This is a genomic window from Tractidigestivibacter sp. (genome assembly GCF_057241865.1).
In genome coordinates this window covers 22,641-37,733 of the sequence record NZ_DBHHPX010000027.1, presented here as the reverse complement: position 1 = coordinate 37,733, position 15,093 = coordinate 22,641, and the positions used below count along the sequence as shown (strand labels likewise).

Genomic DNA, 15,093 nt, shown 5'->3' with positions numbered 1-15,093 from the left:
CGGTCCAAGATTCCCACCGCAGCCCCGATTGGTGATTTCCTAATTGACGCTAACATCACGTCGTAGTAGACGAGGGACTCGTCCCTCCCCGCGTTCCTGGCGATCGCCCCGTTGCAGGCCCCGACGACCCTGTCGGAAACCCTCTCGAGCTCCGTGAGCGCCCGGTAGACGTCGGCCTCCGAGAGCTCGGAGCGGAAGAAGTGGCGGTCCGCGTTCCCGTGCGCCGCGAGCTTGGAGCCCGGGTCGAGCAGGCGCTCGCAGACGAGGAGGCGGAGCGCGGCGTTGAGGTCGAAGCCCAGCCTCCTGCCCCTCGTCGCGTTCCTTATCGCGGTCTCCACGCCCAGCGCGTCCAGCCACCAGCAGGCGAGGGCGTCGCCGGCGTGCCTGCGGAGCGCGCCGGTCCGCCTCTCGTCCACCCTCTCCCCCGGGTGGACCGTGATGGTCGCGGGCGCCTCCTCGCGCAGCCTCTCCGCGTCCATCTCGGCCACGACCTCCCTGAAGTGGGCGACCGGGTCGCCGTACTCCCCCTCGAGCTCGTCGACGAAGCCGAAGGTCCTGACCGTCCTCTGCCTGTTCCTGCCGGACTCGTCGCGGTAGCCCTGCACGGCGGAGAGGCTGACCCTCCCGCTCTTCGTCGGAGTCTTCTTCAGGTACATCGGAAAGCCCCTCCCTCCTGCGGTTATTCACTGTACAATTATATCAGACGTAACAATACGTAGCAATAAAAGATTGTCGAAAGTCGCATTGAAAATGCCCCGGAGGGCCAGCTAGACCGCTATGTCTTTGTCTCAGGGGATGGGGTCAAACTGCAAAACTGTGGGGGCGTTGCTCTTCCATGTTGACAAAACCGGTTTACTATACTTCAATGGTGTCGAGAGTATCCCTATGCAAACGATAGGAGCACGCATGGACGAGAAGACCGCAGGCGTTCTCTCCAGTTTCTCGCTCGAGGGCAAGGTCGCCCTCGTGACGGGCGCCACCTACGGCATTGGATTCGCGATTGCCACCGCCCTTGCTCAGGCCGGCGCCAAGATCGCGTTCAACGACCGTCGACAGGAGCGCATCGACAGCGCCACCGCTGAGTACGCAAGGCTCGGCATCGAAGCCCACGGCTTTGTGGCCGACGTCACCGTTGAGGAGCAGGTCGCAAGCCTTATCGAGAAGATCCGCGAGGTTTATGGCACCACACCCGACATCCTGGTGAACAACGCCGGCATCATCAAGCGCATCCCCATGCTCGAGATGAGCGCCGCGGACTATCGCCAGGTGGTTGACATCGACCTCGTTGGCCCCTTCATCTGCGCCAAGGCGACAATCCCAGGCATGGTCGAGAAGGGCCATGGCAAGATCATCAACATCTGCTCGATGATGAGCGAGCTTGGGCGCGAGACCGTCGCGGGCTACGCTGCGGCAAAGGGCGGCCTCAAGATGCTCACCAAGAACATCTGCTCCGAGTTTGGCAGCGCGAACATCCAGTGCAACGGCATCGGGCCGGGCTACATTGCCACCCCGCAGACCGCTCCCCTGCGCGAGCGGCAGGCAGATGGCTCTCGCCACCCCTTCGACCAGTTCATCTGCGCAAAGACCCCTGCCGGGCGCTGGGGCACGCCCGAGGACCTCATGGGCCCGGCGGTCTTTCTCGCCTCTGATGCCTCCAACTTTGTGAACGGCCACATCCTCTACGTCGACGGCGGCATCCTCGCCTACATTGGCAAGCAGCCGGAGTAGGCTATGGCCGCATCAGATGACATCGCCGTCAGACTTCAGGACGCCTCGGGGGGCATCGTCTCTGAGGCGTCCTCCCCTTCCCTTGCAATGCTCGACGTTCGCTATGGGCCCTACCAGCCCGGCGACCTCATCATCGTCGACTGCCCACCAGGCCGTGATATAGGGTTGATGCTCGATGAGGCTCTTGCACCAAGCATCGTTCGTATCCCAGCAGGACACATGGATTTCCGCAACGAACCCCCCGGTCTCTTGCGCGAGACGCCATCGATGGCGTCTTCCAGACCTGCCATCACAGTTGCTACCCCTATGAGTCGTGGGGGATAAACGATAGGGACGATGCCTGGCTTCGCGCGGAGTTTGGCCGCCTTGTTTGCGCGGATATGATACTTCTCTTCCTTCACGTCGACTTTCCACACGATACTTGGTGGAAGAGTGCGCGCATGTGCCGGCGTAATCAATGTCTACCCTCTCAGCACGTCCAGCCTCACGCCTCTTGTGTCACGCGTGACCACGGCAACCCCGGCATGAAACGACACCCCGTCACACAGAAAGGCCTTGACGCCATTGAAGACCTCGCCAAAGGTGACCGCAAGCGTCTTTGTGACGCCCTCGGGAAAGCCAAGCCGAATGCAACGAGCGAGGGAGGCATCGAGTTCTGTGCCGTCGGCCCGCATGAGTGGCCCCTCCTCCACCACCACATCTTGCATGGCAAGAACTGCAATCTGTACCCCACGGTCCTCAGAGGAAGCATGCGTCACAATAACGTCTTGGTCGGACATCTGGTTATATGACATCGAACAGCCTTCGTGCACAACCTCGGAACCCTCCCCCACATGAAGCATGAGCGAAGTGTCACCGAGGAGCCAGCCTCCTTCTGCAGGCTGAGCACGAAGAGAGGGGTCTAGATGGAAGCGCGCCTGCAGGTCATGCGCGCCATCGCACCAAGCTTGATCGACAATGACCCAAGCGCACCCGCTTACGCACACGACACGACGAAGCAGAACCGACGTAGGTTTATGCCCCACAACAGCACCTTCCCAATAATCTAATCCGGCAGTGTGACGCACATACGGCTTGAGCGGATACGAGAAGTCCCTGTATTCCCAGCTGCCAAGCGGTTCGCTGTTTGAGCGTCCATCTATGCTCGGGACATTGTGAGCGGAGACGCCCTTTAGTCTCGGCCTATCCGAAGAATCCTCCCGGTAGGTATATCTACCTGAATCGACTAGAATCGCCCTGTCCTTTGACCATACGGAAAGATGCAACTCGTCGCAGTGGCCATGACCGCTTCCTAAAGGTCCATCGAGAAACACGGTAACGTTCGCATCGTTGTTCCACGAGGACCTCGATACGAACAATCCCGAGTCGTAGGCATCAAGTGTGAGAGAATGCGGCTGCTGGGGAACGAGTGCCTCGTAGGGTTTCTCAATTCCGATCCCGTAGGAGTACACATCAAGGGGATCGAGCGAAGAGACTTTTGCTACCCACTTAAGCTCCGAGTCCCCGAGAGAGGCAGAAGCCAGAGCAAGCAGCGGCCGCACATCTGACCTGTCGCTATCCCCCAGTGCTTCAGTTGTTCCGTCTGGCATAACCTGCATCGCAAGCGTTTGTGCAAGCCCTCGACAGGCATTGCTGAGCCCCCTCGGAATAGGGAGACCCTTCTTCCCCAGCACCCATTGCGCCTGAAGCGCATAGAGGAAGACCTCCGCCTGGTACATGGTCGAAAGCTCCCAATCGGTGCCGTCGGGATACACCTGTGCGGCAAGCTGAGCTTCCGCTCGGTTGAAAGCCCACTTCCACCAGCGCTCATTCTCGGGGTCCATCGAAAGGCGCCCGTACACTGCAAGAACCGAAAGCGTCTGGATGCTGCCCCAATTGCTCGTCTCGTACTTGGGAAGATAATGGTCATGGATGAAGCTAATTTGCTCAGATATGCTTTCGCGGATGACCTGAGCGTGTTGAGACCTTAGAAAGTCAGTGTTTTCAAGAGTGGACAAGGCGCGAGCCATTGTCGAGATGCGCACCCCTGAATCGAGCGTACGCGTGCTTAAGCCTGGGATGAGTTCGGAATGGGCGGAAACCCAAGACAGCATGAGGGATACCGCCTTCTCGGCGTAGCGCTCCTCGCGTGTCGCCAGCCAAGCCAGGCAAAGATCGTCGAGATAATCCATGCGATTGAGCATGAAGCACCACTCCTGATCTCCATTTGGAGCTGCCTCCCATTCCTCAAGCGTGCACTTTGAAAGATCCACCTCGTAGGGAGTCTCGCAGCGCTCCATGTCCCAAATCTTGGTGAAGTAGAAGCGGCTTTCCAGCACATCATCAGCACGCCTGATGACCTCGCCCATACCCGGAGCGTCCATGTCGAAGCGAATCCCCATATATGCCTCCATATAAAAATGGGAGGGTCCAACCGGACCCTCCCAACTGCTTTTCTATCTAGACCCTAGACCAGGATGCCACACACCGAGAGGACAATCCCCAGCACGACGGTGAGGATAACAAGCTTGTAGGTGTCCCAGCCCTTCTTCTTGATGAGCCAGTACATAAGTGCGGTATACAGCACCGGCAGGAGCGCGGGTGCGATGCCATCAAGCATCGACTGAATGTTGACGGTGGACTGCTTGACGCCTTCCTCCGCAGCTCCAGCTGCAAAGGTGATTCCTACGTTCATCTTCACGTAGGTTGCAACGAGGCCCGAAATAACCGTTACACCAATCATGCTCGCAGTCTCAGAGATGGTACTCAGTTCGGAACTGAGTTTGTCGATAATTGTGGTACCGAGCTTCCTGCCCTGAGCCGCTACGGCAAACTTAATTGAGATGAGCACGCCGTTCATAGCCACAAGGAAGAGGAGGGGCGCAGCAACGACGCCGCTCATGGCAAGCGACGCGAAGATCGTCGAGAAGAGCGGCGCGATGCAGAACTGAGAAAGCGAGTCGCCAATGCCTGCGAGAGGCCCCATGAGCGCCATCTTTATGCCGCGAATGTCCTCGTAATCCGCTCCCTCGTCTGCCATGGCGAGATGCAGCGAAGTAACAAACGGAAGGAAGTTGGGGTTGGTGTTGTAGAACTCGGAGTTCTGCTCGAGTTCCTTCGCAAGCCTGTCGGTGTTCTCCCCATAGATCTTCTTGAAGGCAGGGTAAAGCACCAGGCCTTAGCCGAGGCCCTGGTAGTTGCTGTAGTTAAAGCCGTTCTGGAGGAAATAGGAGCGCAGGGTGGTAACGTTGTAGTCGTGAGTAGTGAGCTTGTGCTCAGCGGTGCCCTTGTCCTTCTCGGGGGCGATGTCTTCGGTCATCGTAGTTCTCCTTGTCAGTCAGTTCCCTAGGGCCTAGATCCAGTCCTCGCGGCCGGCCTGCTCGTCATCGTTTGCGGCAAGCTCAACGGCACCATGGGAAGCGGCGTTCTCCTTCACGTCGTTGTAGTGCTTGAGTGCAAAGACACAGCCAACGAGCGCCACACCGATGACCGGCATCTTGAGATAGGCCGCGGCAATGTAGCCGAGCAGGGCAAAAGGAACGAACTCCTTCTCGAGCATGACGCTCATGATCATTGCGAAGCCAATTCCGGGAAGCATGCCACCAGCAACGCTCAGACCTTTAAGGAGCCACTGGGGGACAAGGGCGACGAGCTGGCTCAGAAGCGACATGCTGCTCGCTCCAAGGAAGCCGAGGATGAAGCCAACGATTGCGAAAAGAATAACGGTGAAGTTGGAGAAGAGACGCCACTTTCTGAACTTGTGCTCCTTAAGGGCATTGGTCGCAATCTCCTGGTTACCCGAAGTAAGCGTGTACACGAAGGTTTGCAGGAACTGGATGGCAACGGCAAAGGGGATGGAGAGCGAGAGCGCCGTCTCGGGGGTCACATCAGCCATGGTAATTGCCATGAGCGTACCGATGATGCCGGGACCAATGGGGTTGGGAGGCACCGTACCGCCCGCGCCAACGCCAAAGCCCATGAACGCAAGCTCCGCGATAGCGCCGCAAGACAGGGCAGTTGGGACATCACCAAGAATAAGGCCAACGCCAAAGGATAGGACGAGAGCACGGTTGGTGTAGATACCAAAGAGCATGCCACTGTAGCAGAAGGCAGTCCATAGGCCAATCAGGAGTGCCTGAACGAGTGAGATTTCCATTGACGAGCTTCCCTTCTCTGCACCAGTTGACTACAGATACTTGGTGATGTCTACTTCCGCTGCGCCATCAGTGCCGCTCGGAGTTGTCCTTGTGTTGAATACAACACCACGGCGAGACATCTCGCGGAAGGCCTCTTTGTCATCTTCACCCAGGAATATCGAACGCGTGACCTTCTCCTTCCCTGGAGCGTTGTGAACGTTGCCAACATTGATCTCGTGTATGGGAACGCCGCCCTCAACGAGGTGCAGCGCATCCTGCGGCGTCTTGACGATGAGGAAGATAACCTGAGCCGGAGCAGCTTTCCCGATGATGTCAATAGTCTTCTGAACGGCGAAGAACCTCAGCGCCACCGACTTAGGAACAACGGTCTTCATGATGGTTTGCTGCATGTGGTCACCTGCGACCTCGTCGTTCACAACGATGACCGTGTTTGCCCCGAGAGACCTAATCCAGAGCTGACCCTGTCCGTGGATGAGCCTCTCGTCGATACGGGTCATAACAATATTGGGAACTGCCATTTCTTCGTCCTCCTACCAGTATGGGTTCCACGTAATGAGCTTCCTCGCGATAGCCTCGAGGAAGAAGTAGTCACCCCAGAGGTTTCCCTCGTCAACTCCCTTTCGGGAATGCCAGCTGTAGACACCGTGACGCAGGATGGGCGCACCGGGCTCAGGTCCATCATTCGTATAGTCATTGATGAGCGAACGGAGCGTGATAGCCAGAGCACCTTCGTCAATCGCGCGCTCCTCCTCGCCTGTCTCCTGGGATGCCATCTCGGCGAATCCGCATGCCGCAATAGCAGCGGCACTACTATCGCGCGGCTGACCAGATCCGTCACCAAACACAAGATCCCAGTAGCAGACCGAGTCCTCGGGCAGCCTATTGAGATAGTAGTTCCTCATGGAGCGAGCATAGTCTCGGTAGCCACTCATACCGGTATGGCGGATGTTGATGGGAATGCCATCGATACCCCAGGCCTGTCCACGAGCCCATGCGGAATCATCGGAGTACCCCTGTCGGGTTGCTCCGTGATCTGGGCCACCGGTTGTCGGGTCCATATAGAAGGTATGGAAGGCGCTGCCATCGGCCCTGATGATGTGCGCGCAGGTTGTCATAAAGTGGTCGCGGGCACATGCTGCATACGTTGGATCACCCGTGACATCACTTGCCCAATGAAGCAGCGGCACATTGAGCAGGCAATCGATGATAATGCGATAGTGATTGGGGCTGTCCATGGGACCCCATGCCTGGAAGAACCTCCCACGTCCCTGCCAACGCGTCATCAGCTGGTCTGCGGCGAGAATTGCTGCCCTACGCCCCTTCTCGCTACCACACACCTTGAATGCAGCAACGCACGAGGGGGTGTAGAGAAAGCCTAGATCGTGATGATCAAGCTCATGCCTGCGCTCGACCCTCTCAAGGAAGCTCTCGACGTTTGTCTCCGCAAGGGTTCTGTAGCGGAACTCACCGGTAAGCTCGTAAGCGAGCCAAAGCTGACCGGTCCAAAAGCCGTTTGTCCACTCATCGTTTCCCATCACCCCATACAGACCGTTCGTCGTTGCTGGGGTCGGGAACTGCCCATTGCCAAAAACCGACATGTTCGCATCTATCTGCGCCAGACATCGAATGAGCCCAAGCTCAAGCTCATCCTTGCTAAGGTGCTTTGCAGAGTTCCAGCGTTTGATGTCTGCAAGCGATTCAATGAATGGGATGCCCATGCCCCCCTCCTCTCAGTCGAAGTGAATAAATGCAAACCGGTTTATCTTTCCTCGATACGAAATCATGGGATCGTTTCCTTCGTATTACAAAGAATGGCCGGCGAACGGTTCAAATTGAGGGGTTGAACGGCAGTTCAGTTGAAGTCGTTACAAAACTAGTTTACTTTGTCACCCGTTGAGTGCGTCTCTACGAACTACATCTCGCCCTATGTTTTGTTCTAGTAAGGAAGGAAATACAATGAAAATCGCCCTCATCAACGAGAACAGCCAGGCGGCTAAGAACACCATGATTGAGAAGGCCCTGCGCAAGGTTGTGGAACCCATGGGCCACACGGTGTTTAACTACGGCATGTACGCAGCAGACGACGAGGCGCAGCTCACCTACGTACAGAACGGCATTCTCGCTGCCACGCTTCTTAATGGTGGCGCGGCAGACTATGTTGTGACCGGCTGCGGCACCGGCGAAGGAGCCATGCTCGCACTCAACTCCTTCCCCGGCGTCATCTGCGGACACGTTGAGGACCCCCTCGACGCCTACACCTTTGCGCAGATCAACGACGGCAACGCGGTGGCCATGCCCTTCGCCCTCAAGAACGGCTGGGGCCAGGAGCTCAACCTTGAGTACACCTTCGAGAAGCTCTTTGGCTTTGGGTCTGGCAACGGCTACCCGGCAGAGCGTGTCGTTCCCGAGCAGCGCAACAAGAAGGTCCTCGACCGTGTGCGCGAGGTGAACTTCCGTCCGTTCACCGAGCTTCTCCCCGAGCTTGACCGCGAGCTCGTGCGCGGCGCCTTTGCGGGCGAGCGCTTCCAGGAGTACTTCTTCGCCAACGCGACAGACGAGAAGGTCGTCGCACTTGTTCGTAGGATTCTTGCCTAAACAAACAGAGCGCAGCAGCAAGAGAACCACCGCACAACCTTAAGCAAAAATGTAGATTCGCTGGCAACGGGGACGCAGGGAAATACCTGCGCCCCCGTGATACCATCTGTTTAGTAAACCGTTTACCAATCGTCTCGAGCGAGGCTCCATGGCCACATCTACGAAGAAGCGCGTCACGATAAACGAGATTGCCCAGTTGGCCGGTACATCGAAGACAACGGTCTCGTTCTACCTCAACGGACATACCGACCGCATGTCACGAGAGACGCTCAAGCGCATTAAGCAGGCAATCAGCGAGACGGGCTATGAGCCCAGTCCGCTCGCCCGAAGCATGAACGCAAAGCAAACCTATCTGATCGGCATCGTGGTTGGTGACATTGCGAATCACTTTTCAAACCAAATTGTGAAGGGGATCGACTCCGTCGCAAGCGAGGCCGGCTACCGCCTTCTCATCAGCAGCTCCAACTTCGACCGCGATGATGAGCGGGCCTATATCGAACGTCTTCTCGCCGTGGGTGTCGACGGTTTTATCGTTCAGCCAACCGCACGTTTCCGTGAGGTGGCAAAGGTAATCTCTGAGGCCGGAAAGCACCTGGTATTCTTTGACAGCAAGTACTACGACTACACCTCCAGTTGGGTGAAGACGGACAACTATGAGGCGACCTACGAGGCAATAGAAGCATGCCTTGCAAAGGGGTACGAGCGAGTGCTGGTAGTTGCCGCCCAGCCGCAGCTCTTAAGCTCTCGCGTGGAACGCTTTGGCGGATGCGTGGATGCCCTTGAGGCACACGAGGTGCCTCATGAGGAATATGTGATACCCGACAGCGGCGTTGCCGTAGAGGACTTGGCAACATGGCTGCATGACCGGCTTGACAGGAACGCTACGCCTACGCTTGTATTCGCACCAAACTGCTGGACCCTCCCCGATGTCTACATTGCCATGCGCGACTTTTATACGAATATGCCAGACCAAGTTGGTCTTCTTGGGTTTGACAACACGGACTGGGCGAGTATTGCCTCCCCAAGCGTGTCGACCATAGTCCAGCCCGCATATCGCGAAGGCCAGCAGGCGGCGCGCATTCTCATCGACCTCATCAAAGGTGCTGGCAAGGTCGATTTGCACCAGGTTCTGCCCTGTGACATGCACTGGGGTTCGAGCACTCGCTAGACAGCCCGCCAATAGTCTGCCACTTCGTGGGGCCCTTTGGGCTCCACTTTTGTGAGCGGTTGAAGCGACCTCCCCCGCTCTCGCCTTTTCCGAACGCCAGTTGTCGGAAAATGTTGCAACGGCAACTCTTGTGCGTCGCGTCCGATTGGGGCACCATACCAATATCCTACTGGCTCACTAGAGATTGAGGAGCTCATCATGGCCATCATCTGTCACCGAATGTGTAACGAAACCAGCGCAGCGGAGCAACTCGGCCGCATCCCCCACTTGGAACGCATACGACACGCAGGAAGGTAACATCCCATGCAGGTAGACATCACGGCACTCTGGGCACTTGTCGCCACGATTGTGGCATTCGCCCTTCTCGCCACGCTCAAGCGCAAGTTCGAGGTGGGCTTTGGCATCCGCACCCTCATTGCGACCGGACTCGGCATAGTCATTGGCATCGCGTTTGGCCAGGCCTTCTCGTACTACGCAATCTTTGGCACCATCTACGCCAACGTTATATCTGCGCTTGTGGTGCCGCTCCTCCTCTTCAGCATCATCTCAAGTGTCACCAACCTCGCCGACCTCGTGCACCTCAAGGGCATTGGGGTGAAGTCGGTGGTCCTTCTCATGCTTAACACGCTTACGGCAACCCTCCTCACGCTTGCCATCGCACTTCCTCTGGGTGTGGGGACGGGCTTCTCGCTTGACGGTGTCACATACGAGGCCAAGGAAGTCCCCACGGTCACTGATACCATCGTGGGCCTCTTCCCGCAGAACCTTGCGGCGGAATGGACAAGCGACGCGGTGGTTCCCATCATCGTGTTTGCAATCATTGTGGCCCTCGCGTACAATCGCCTGGCCTCACAGCACCAGGATGACGAGAAGGTAGACGTGCGTCCGTTCAAGGCTTTCGTCGACGCCGGCAACAAGGTTCTGGGCGAGACCGTGAGCTGGGTCGTTGGGTTCACGCCATATGCCGTGGTAGCCCTCATCGGCCGTGCCGTGGGCCGCGCCAACGTCACGCAGCTCATACCGCTGCTCGGCGTGCTCGCTGTTGCATACGTAGTCCTGGCCATCCAGTTCTTTGGCGTCGAATCCGCCTTCGTGGGCTGGGCGGGACATCTCAGCCCCGTACGCTTCCTTAAGGGTGTGGCACCCGCTGCCGTCACTGCCTTCACCACGCAGAGCAGCATCGGCACGCTGCCGGTGACCATTCGCTCGCTCACGCAGAACCTCGGCGTCGATGAGGACGTGGCCAGCTTCACGGCGGGCCTTGGCGCAAACCTTGGTATGCCCGGATGCGCTGGCATGTGGCCCACGCTTGTTGCGGTATTTGCGATCAACGCCCTGGGCATCCCCTTCACGCCGGTTCAGTACGCATTCCTCGTCCTGCTCACGCTGGCGGTTTCCGTTGGCACCGTTGGCGTGCCGGGAACGGCAACCATCACCGCCACGGCGCTTTTGGCTGCGCTTGGCCTTCCCGTCGAGGTCATCGCCCTTGTGGCACCCATCTCCTCCATCGTCGACATGGGTCGCACGGCAACCAACGTGCTCGGTGCTGCAGAGGCCTCGGTGCTCGTTGCTGCCAGCGAGGGCCTGATCGACCGCAGCATCTATGACGGCGACAACTCCTTCGAGCTCATGCCGAAACGCAAGGCAAGCGCGGCATAGCGCCTCCTCGCCGCAACTTGGCTGGAAGCAGGCCTCCGGTGCCACAAATGGTGCCGGAGGCCCTTTTGCGTGACGCGGCGGGCGGTCGGCATACACGAAATGACGGTTGGTGGCAGTTTTGGACTCATTTTTTATATATCACTTGTGAAATCGCAATTCCTTGACCTGCGCATCAACAAACATCGAATCATTTTGTACTTGGGGCAGCCTCGAAAAACTGCCACCAACCGTAAATGTGTGCCATTCCGTCATTCCCTTTGCGCGAAATAGCCCCGTACCGCCCACGGGTGCATCCGCCGCTTACAGAACTGTAAGCTCTGCGAAGGTTGGCTGAATGAAAGGCAACGGTATCATATCCTCAACGTTTGGATGAGCACCCCCGAGGGCCAGCCGCACGACCGAGTACGAGGAGCACGCCATGTCCCAGGAGACAAACATCAACGATGACGCAGAAGACGTCACCAACGGCAAGGACAAGGAAGGGCATCCCCTCGACAACCTGCCTGTGATTTCCACCGACAAGACTGTGTCCATTCCATCCGCGACAGGCGCAGGCGAGACAGACGAGGGAACCAAGAATGCCATGGAAAGCCTGCTTGCCCACCGCAAGCAGCGCCGTCGCAAGCGCATCGTCATTGGTGTTGTTGCGGTATGCGTCGTCGCTGGTCTCATCGCATGGAACGTCATCTCTGCGCAGCAGGCAGCGAACATGGCATCTGAGCCAACGCTTCAGACTTCCATCGTCCAGCACGGTGAATTCGTCGACAAGGTCAAGGCATCCGGTAGCGTCGAGCCCGTGAACTCAGTGGTGGTCACACCCGAGGTGGATGGCATCATCTCCGAGGTGGACGTCCACGAGGGCGACACCGTCGAGAAAGGGCAGACACTCCTCGTTCTGCGCAACGACTCGCTCGACAAGGCCGTGCGCGAGGCCGACATCCAACTGCGCACCGCGAAGACCCAACTCGCATCTGCCAAGGACACCTACAACAACGCATGCAAGGCATACTATGCGGGCGAGACGGACCTCGCTACCGCGAACTCCGCGGCAGATGCCGTTGATACCGCACAGCTGGCGCTCGAGAGCGCCCAGGATGCCTACGACGACGCCGTTGCCACGGCGAACAAGCGCACCGTGACCGCACCCACCTCGGGCTCCGTCGTGGTTATGAACGCGGTCGAGGGGGCGGCGTTTGGTTCGGGCACCGGCGCCGGCGCATCTGCCACCGCAGCCTCTTCAAGTTCGGGCTCCCTCATCACCATCGGTGACCTCTCCCAGATGACGGTGACCGTACAGGTGAACGAGATGGACATCGCAAAGGTGGCTGTGGGGCAGGCGGCACGCGTCACCTTCTCCGCTCTTCCTGGCGTCGAGCTCGATGCCACCGTCACCCGCATCGCTACCGTCGCGTCAAGCAATGGCTCCTCTGCAGACGCACACGGAAGCGGGTCTGTGGTCACCTACGCCGTCGATCTGCTCATCCCCAACCCTGACCCCTCGCTCAAGCCAGGTATGACAGCAAGCGTGGCAATCGCCGCAACGGACATTCCGGACACTCTCATGGTGCCTGCGAGCGCCATCTCCGGCGAGGGCGACTCCGCAACCGTGACTGTCGTCACCGGCTATGACGAGAGCGGCATGCCCCAGACGGAGGACCGCTCCGTCAAGGTCCTCGCCACAGACGGCAGCACCGCCGCAGTCGAGGGCAACATCTCCGAGGGTGAAGAGGTGGCGATCGGCATGGCACAGTCTGCCGACACCCACGCCACGGATGGCTCATATGCACAGTCCGGAATGGCGGTGTGACATGACGGCCAACGTCATCCACACCGAGAACGTCTACCGCATCTACTCGTCTGCCGCAGGCCTTACGCCGGCGCTGTGCGGCGTGAGCCTGGATGTGGGACGGGGCGAGTTTCTTGCCATCATGGGTCCCTCTGGCTCGGGAAAGTCCACGCTCATGAACATCCTCGGATGCCTGGACAGACCAACCTCGGGCACCTATCTTCTCGAGGGGCTTGACGTCTCAAAGCTGACAGACGACGATCTTGCCCATGTGCGCTCAACACGTCTGGGCTTTGTGTTCCAGTCCTTCAACCTGCTGCCACGCGCCACGGTACTGCGCAACGTGATGCTGCCCCTTGTCTACACACGTGCGGGCGTGCGCAACCGGGAGCTTCGCGCGTGGAAGGCCCTCCTGGAGGTAGGCCTTCCCGAGGAACTCTACGACCACCGCTCAAACGAGCTCTCGGGCGGACAGATGCAGCGCGTGGCCATCGCACGTGCCCTCGTGAACGACCCGGCGCTCATCCTGGCAGACGAGCCCACCGGAAACCTTGACTCGGCAACAGGTGAGCTGGTCATGCGAACGTTTCGCCGCATGCAGGGGCAGGGCAAGACCATCGTGCTCATCACGCACGACGCAAGCGTCGCGGGCTGGGCAGACCGCGTGATGCACATCCGTGACGGCAGGCTTCTCACCGAGGAGCAGGAGCATGCCTACGTCACCGCCCTCGAGGCGCGCGAGCGCACGGGGAATGGCAGCGAGGAAGCGCTGCAGGAGGCGATCGCATGAGAATCCGGGACCTCGTCTTTGAGACCTTCTCCGCGATTCGCGCAAACCGGGGCAGGAGCCTTCTCACGGTTCTGGGAATCGTGATTGGCATCGGTGCCGTCATTGCCATGACGGCACTCATTGATGGCATCAAGGCATCCCTCGTGGGCGAGCTGGGGCTTTCGCAATCGCGCACGGTAAGCATCGATTGCTGGGTCGGCCGCGAAGTTACAGTGGATGATCTCGGTGCCCTGGAGAGGGGCATGTCTGACGACTATGAGTCCCTCACGGGCGTCGCGTTCACCGGAGGCGAAGTCTCAAACGGCGAAACGGAGCGGCAGGTGACCATCCTAGGTGTTGAGCCTCAATACCTGAGCGCCATGGGCGTCTCCACGGTCGCGGGGCGCACGTTCACGCAGAACGAGTGCGATACGGGCTCACGTGTGGTGATCCTTGACAAGAGCGTCACAGACTCCATGTGGGGATCGGATACAAATGCCGTAATCGGTCAGACCGTACGCATTGGAAACGATGACTACACCGTAGTGGGAGTCGTGGGCAGCGGTGGCATCCAAGGCGGCTACTCCTACGTCCCACTGAAGACCCTGCAGGCACGGATGTCCGGCGAGGCCGGTATCGAGCAGATCGTGGGCATCGCACGCGAGGGCGTGGATATGGAGGGCCTTGCGTCACGGACGGAGTCCTACCTAAGGAGCTACTTCAACCTGCCTGCCGCAGACGAGTCGGGCGGGGAGAACGGCACAGGCTACTACCTGAGCGTCACCACCATGGACTCCGTAATCAAGCAGCTCGACTCCACGATGGCAGCGTTCCAGGCGCTCATGACCGCTGTGGCAGGCGTCTCCCTGGTGGTTGGCGGCATCGGCATCATGAACATGATGCTCACCAACGTCACCGAGAGAATCCGCGAGATAGGCCTCAGGAAGGCGCTGGGGGCAAGGCGTTCTGACATCACGCTGCAGTTCCTGCTCGAGTCCGTGGTGCTGTGTCTTGTGGGCGGGGTCTTTGGCATCCTTCTGGGCTTTGCCGGTGCCAATGCGCTTGCACAGGTGGCGAGCTCATCCATGCAGATGGGCGGGCTTACGGTCACGCCCGTGATCTCGACTGCCGCCATAGTGCTTGCCAGCGGCATCTGCGTGGGCATTGGTGTGCTCTTTGGCTTCTATCCCGCATGGAGGGCCGCACGGCTCGACCCTGTTGAGTCGCTGAGGTACCAGTAGCGGAGTGGTGG

13 protein-coding genes and 1 pseudogene are annotated in these 15,093 nt (G+C 58.8%); 7 read left to right on the top strand and 7 right to left on the bottom strand.

Annotated features, from left to right (window positions below; translation table 11 throughout):
- Window positions 1–656, bottom strand: a pseudogene (locus ACO59D_RS09345) (IS1634 family transposase); the annotation flags it as partial.
- A gap of 250 nt (window positions 657–906) precedes the next feature.
- Here ACO59D_RS09345 and ACO59D_RS09340 point away from each other — a divergent pair.
- Window positions 907–1,728: a gluconate 5-dehydrogenase gene (locus ACO59D_RS09340; RefSeq protein WP_485126738.1), complete on the top strand. Its 822-nt coding sequence runs from the start codon at window positions 907–909 to the stop codon at window positions 1,726–1,728.
- 461 nt (window positions 1,729–2,189) lie between these two features.
- Here the strand turns inward: ACO59D_RS09340 and ACO59D_RS09335 are convergent, their stop codons facing one another.
- The 6 genes from ACO59D_RS09335 to ACO59D_RS09310 form a co-directional block, all read right to left on the bottom strand.
- Entirely contained in the window at window positions 2,190–4,109 is a 1,920-nt protein-coding gene (locus ACO59D_RS09335; protein WP_485126737.1) for a heparinase II/III domain-containing protein, read from the bottom strand.
- A 65-nt stretch (window positions 4,110–4,174) separates the two neighbouring features.
- Window positions 4,175–4,879 (bottom strand): PTS system mannose/fructose/sorbose family transporter subunit IID, encoded by a 705-nt coding sequence (locus ACO59D_RS09330; RefSeq protein ID WP_485126736.1) that lies wholly within the window; start codon window positions 4,877–4,879, stop codon window positions 4,175–4,177.
- 6 nt (window positions 4,880–4,885) lie between these two features.
- Window positions 4,886–5,026 carry a hypothetical protein gene (locus ACO59D_RS09325; RefSeq protein ID WP_485126735.1) on the bottom strand — a complete coding sequence of 47 codons (141 nt, stop codon included), beginning with the start codon at window positions 5,024–5,026 and terminating at the stop codon, window positions 4,886–4,888.
- A 33-nt stretch (window positions 5,027–5,059) separates the two neighbouring features.
- Window positions 5,060–5,863 (bottom strand): PTS mannose/fructose/sorbose/N-acetylgalactosamine transporter subunit IIC, encoded by an 804-nt coding sequence (locus ACO59D_RS09320; protein ID WP_485126734.1) that lies wholly within the window; start codon window positions 5,861–5,863, stop codon window positions 5,060–5,062.
- A 30-nt stretch (window positions 5,864–5,893) separates the two neighbouring features.
- The gene (locus ACO59D_RS09315; protein ID WP_485126733.1) at window positions 5,894–6,382 is read right to left on the bottom strand and encodes a PTS sugar transporter subunit IIB; all 489 of its coding nucleotides are present in this window, start codon (window positions 6,380–6,382) and stop codon (window positions 5,894–5,896) included.
- Between the two features lie 12 nt (window positions 6,383–6,394).
- Entirely contained in the window at window positions 6,395–7,582 is a 1,188-nt protein-coding gene (locus ACO59D_RS09310; RefSeq protein ID WP_485126732.1) for a glycoside hydrolase family 88 protein, read from the bottom strand.
- 238 nt (window positions 7,583–7,820) lie between these two features.
- Between ACO59D_RS09310 and ACO59D_RS09305 the strand changes: the two genes are divergently transcribed.
- From ACO59D_RS09305 to ACO59D_RS09280, 6 genes are all read left to right on the top strand, one after another.
- Window positions 7,821–8,459: an RpiB/LacA/LacB family sugar-phosphate isomerase gene (locus tag ACO59D_RS09305; protein WP_485126731.1), complete on the top strand. Its 639-nt coding sequence runs from the start codon at window positions 7,821–7,823 to the stop codon at window positions 8,457–8,459.
- Window positions 8,460–8,607: 148 nt separating this feature from the next.
- Window positions 8,608–9,627 (top strand): LacI family DNA-binding transcriptional regulator, encoded by a 1,020-nt coding sequence (locus tag ACO59D_RS09300; protein WP_485126730.1) that lies wholly within the window; start codon window positions 8,608–8,610, stop codon window positions 9,625–9,627.
- 303 nt (window positions 9,628–9,930) lie between these two features.
- Window positions 9,931–11,286, top strand: a complete 1,356-nt coding sequence (locus ACO59D_RS09295; protein WP_485126729.1) for a dicarboxylate/amino acid:cation symporter — start codon at window positions 9,931–9,933, stop codon at window positions 11,284–11,286.
- A gap of 418 nt (window positions 11,287–11,704) precedes the next feature.
- Window positions 11,705–13,093, top strand: coding sequence for an efflux RND transporter periplasmic adaptor subunit (locus ACO59D_RS09290; protein ID WP_485126728.1), 1,389 nt, complete (start codon window positions 11,705–11,707; stop codon window positions 13,091–13,093).
- 1 nt (window position 13,094) lies between these two features.
- Window positions 13,095–13,862, top strand: a complete 768-nt coding sequence (locus ACO59D_RS09285; RefSeq protein WP_485126727.1) for an ABC transporter ATP-binding protein — start codon at window positions 13,095–13,097, stop codon at window positions 13,860–13,862.
- Window positions 13,859–15,082 carry an ABC transporter permease gene (locus ACO59D_RS09280; protein WP_485126726.1) on the top strand — a complete coding sequence of 408 codons (1,224 nt, stop codon included), beginning with the start codon at window positions 13,859–13,861 and terminating at the stop codon, window positions 15,080–15,082. Before ACO59D_RS09285 ends, ACO59D_RS09280 begins: the two co-directional genes overlap by 4 nt.
- Window positions 15,083–15,093: the final 11 nt, after the last annotated feature.

Coding starts and splice junctions, on each gene's coding strand:
- ACO59D_RS09340 (WP_485126738.1), top strand. CDS start 907: ATGGACGAGAAGACCGCAGGCGTTCTCTCCAGTTTCTCGCTCGAGGGC.
- ACO59D_RS09335 (WP_485126737.1), bottom strand. CDS start 4,109: ATGGGGATTCGCTTCGACATGGACGCTCCGGGTATGGGCGAGGTCATC.
- ACO59D_RS09325 (WP_485126735.1), bottom strand. CDS start 5,026: ATGACCGAAGACATCGCCCCCGAGAAGGACAAGGGCACCGCTGAGCAC.
- ACO59D_RS09320 (WP_485126734.1), bottom strand. CDS start 5,863: ATGGAAATCTCACTCGTTCAGGCACTCCTGATTGGCCTATGGACTGCC.
- ACO59D_RS09315 (WP_485126733.1), bottom strand. CDS start 6,382: ATGGCAGTTCCCAATATTGTTATGACCCGTATCGACGAGAGGCTCATC.
- ACO59D_RS09310 (WP_485126732.1), bottom strand. CDS start 7,582: ATGGGCATCCCATTCATTGAATCGCTTGCAGACATCAAACGCTGGAAC.
- ACO59D_RS09305 (WP_485126731.1), top strand. CDS start 7,821: ATGAAAATCGCCCTCATCAACGAGAACAGCCAGGCGGCTAAGAACACC.
- ACO59D_RS09300 (WP_485126730.1), top strand. CDS start 8,608: ATGGCCACATCTACGAAGAAGCGCGTCACGATAAACGAGATTGCCCAG.
- ACO59D_RS09295 (WP_485126729.1), top strand. CDS start 9,931: ATGCAGGTAGACATCACGGCACTCTGGGCACTTGTCGCCACGATTGTG.
- ACO59D_RS09290 (WP_485126728.1), top strand. CDS start 11,705: ATGTCCCAGGAGACAAACATCAACGATGACGCAGAAGACGTCACCAAC.
- ACO59D_RS09285 (WP_485126727.1), top strand. CDS start 13,095: ATGACGGCCAACGTCATCCACACCGAGAACGTCTACCGCATCTACTCG.
- ACO59D_RS09280 (WP_485126726.1), top strand. CDS start 13,859: ATGAGAATCCGGGACCTCGTCTTTGAGACCTTCTCCGCGATTCGCGCA.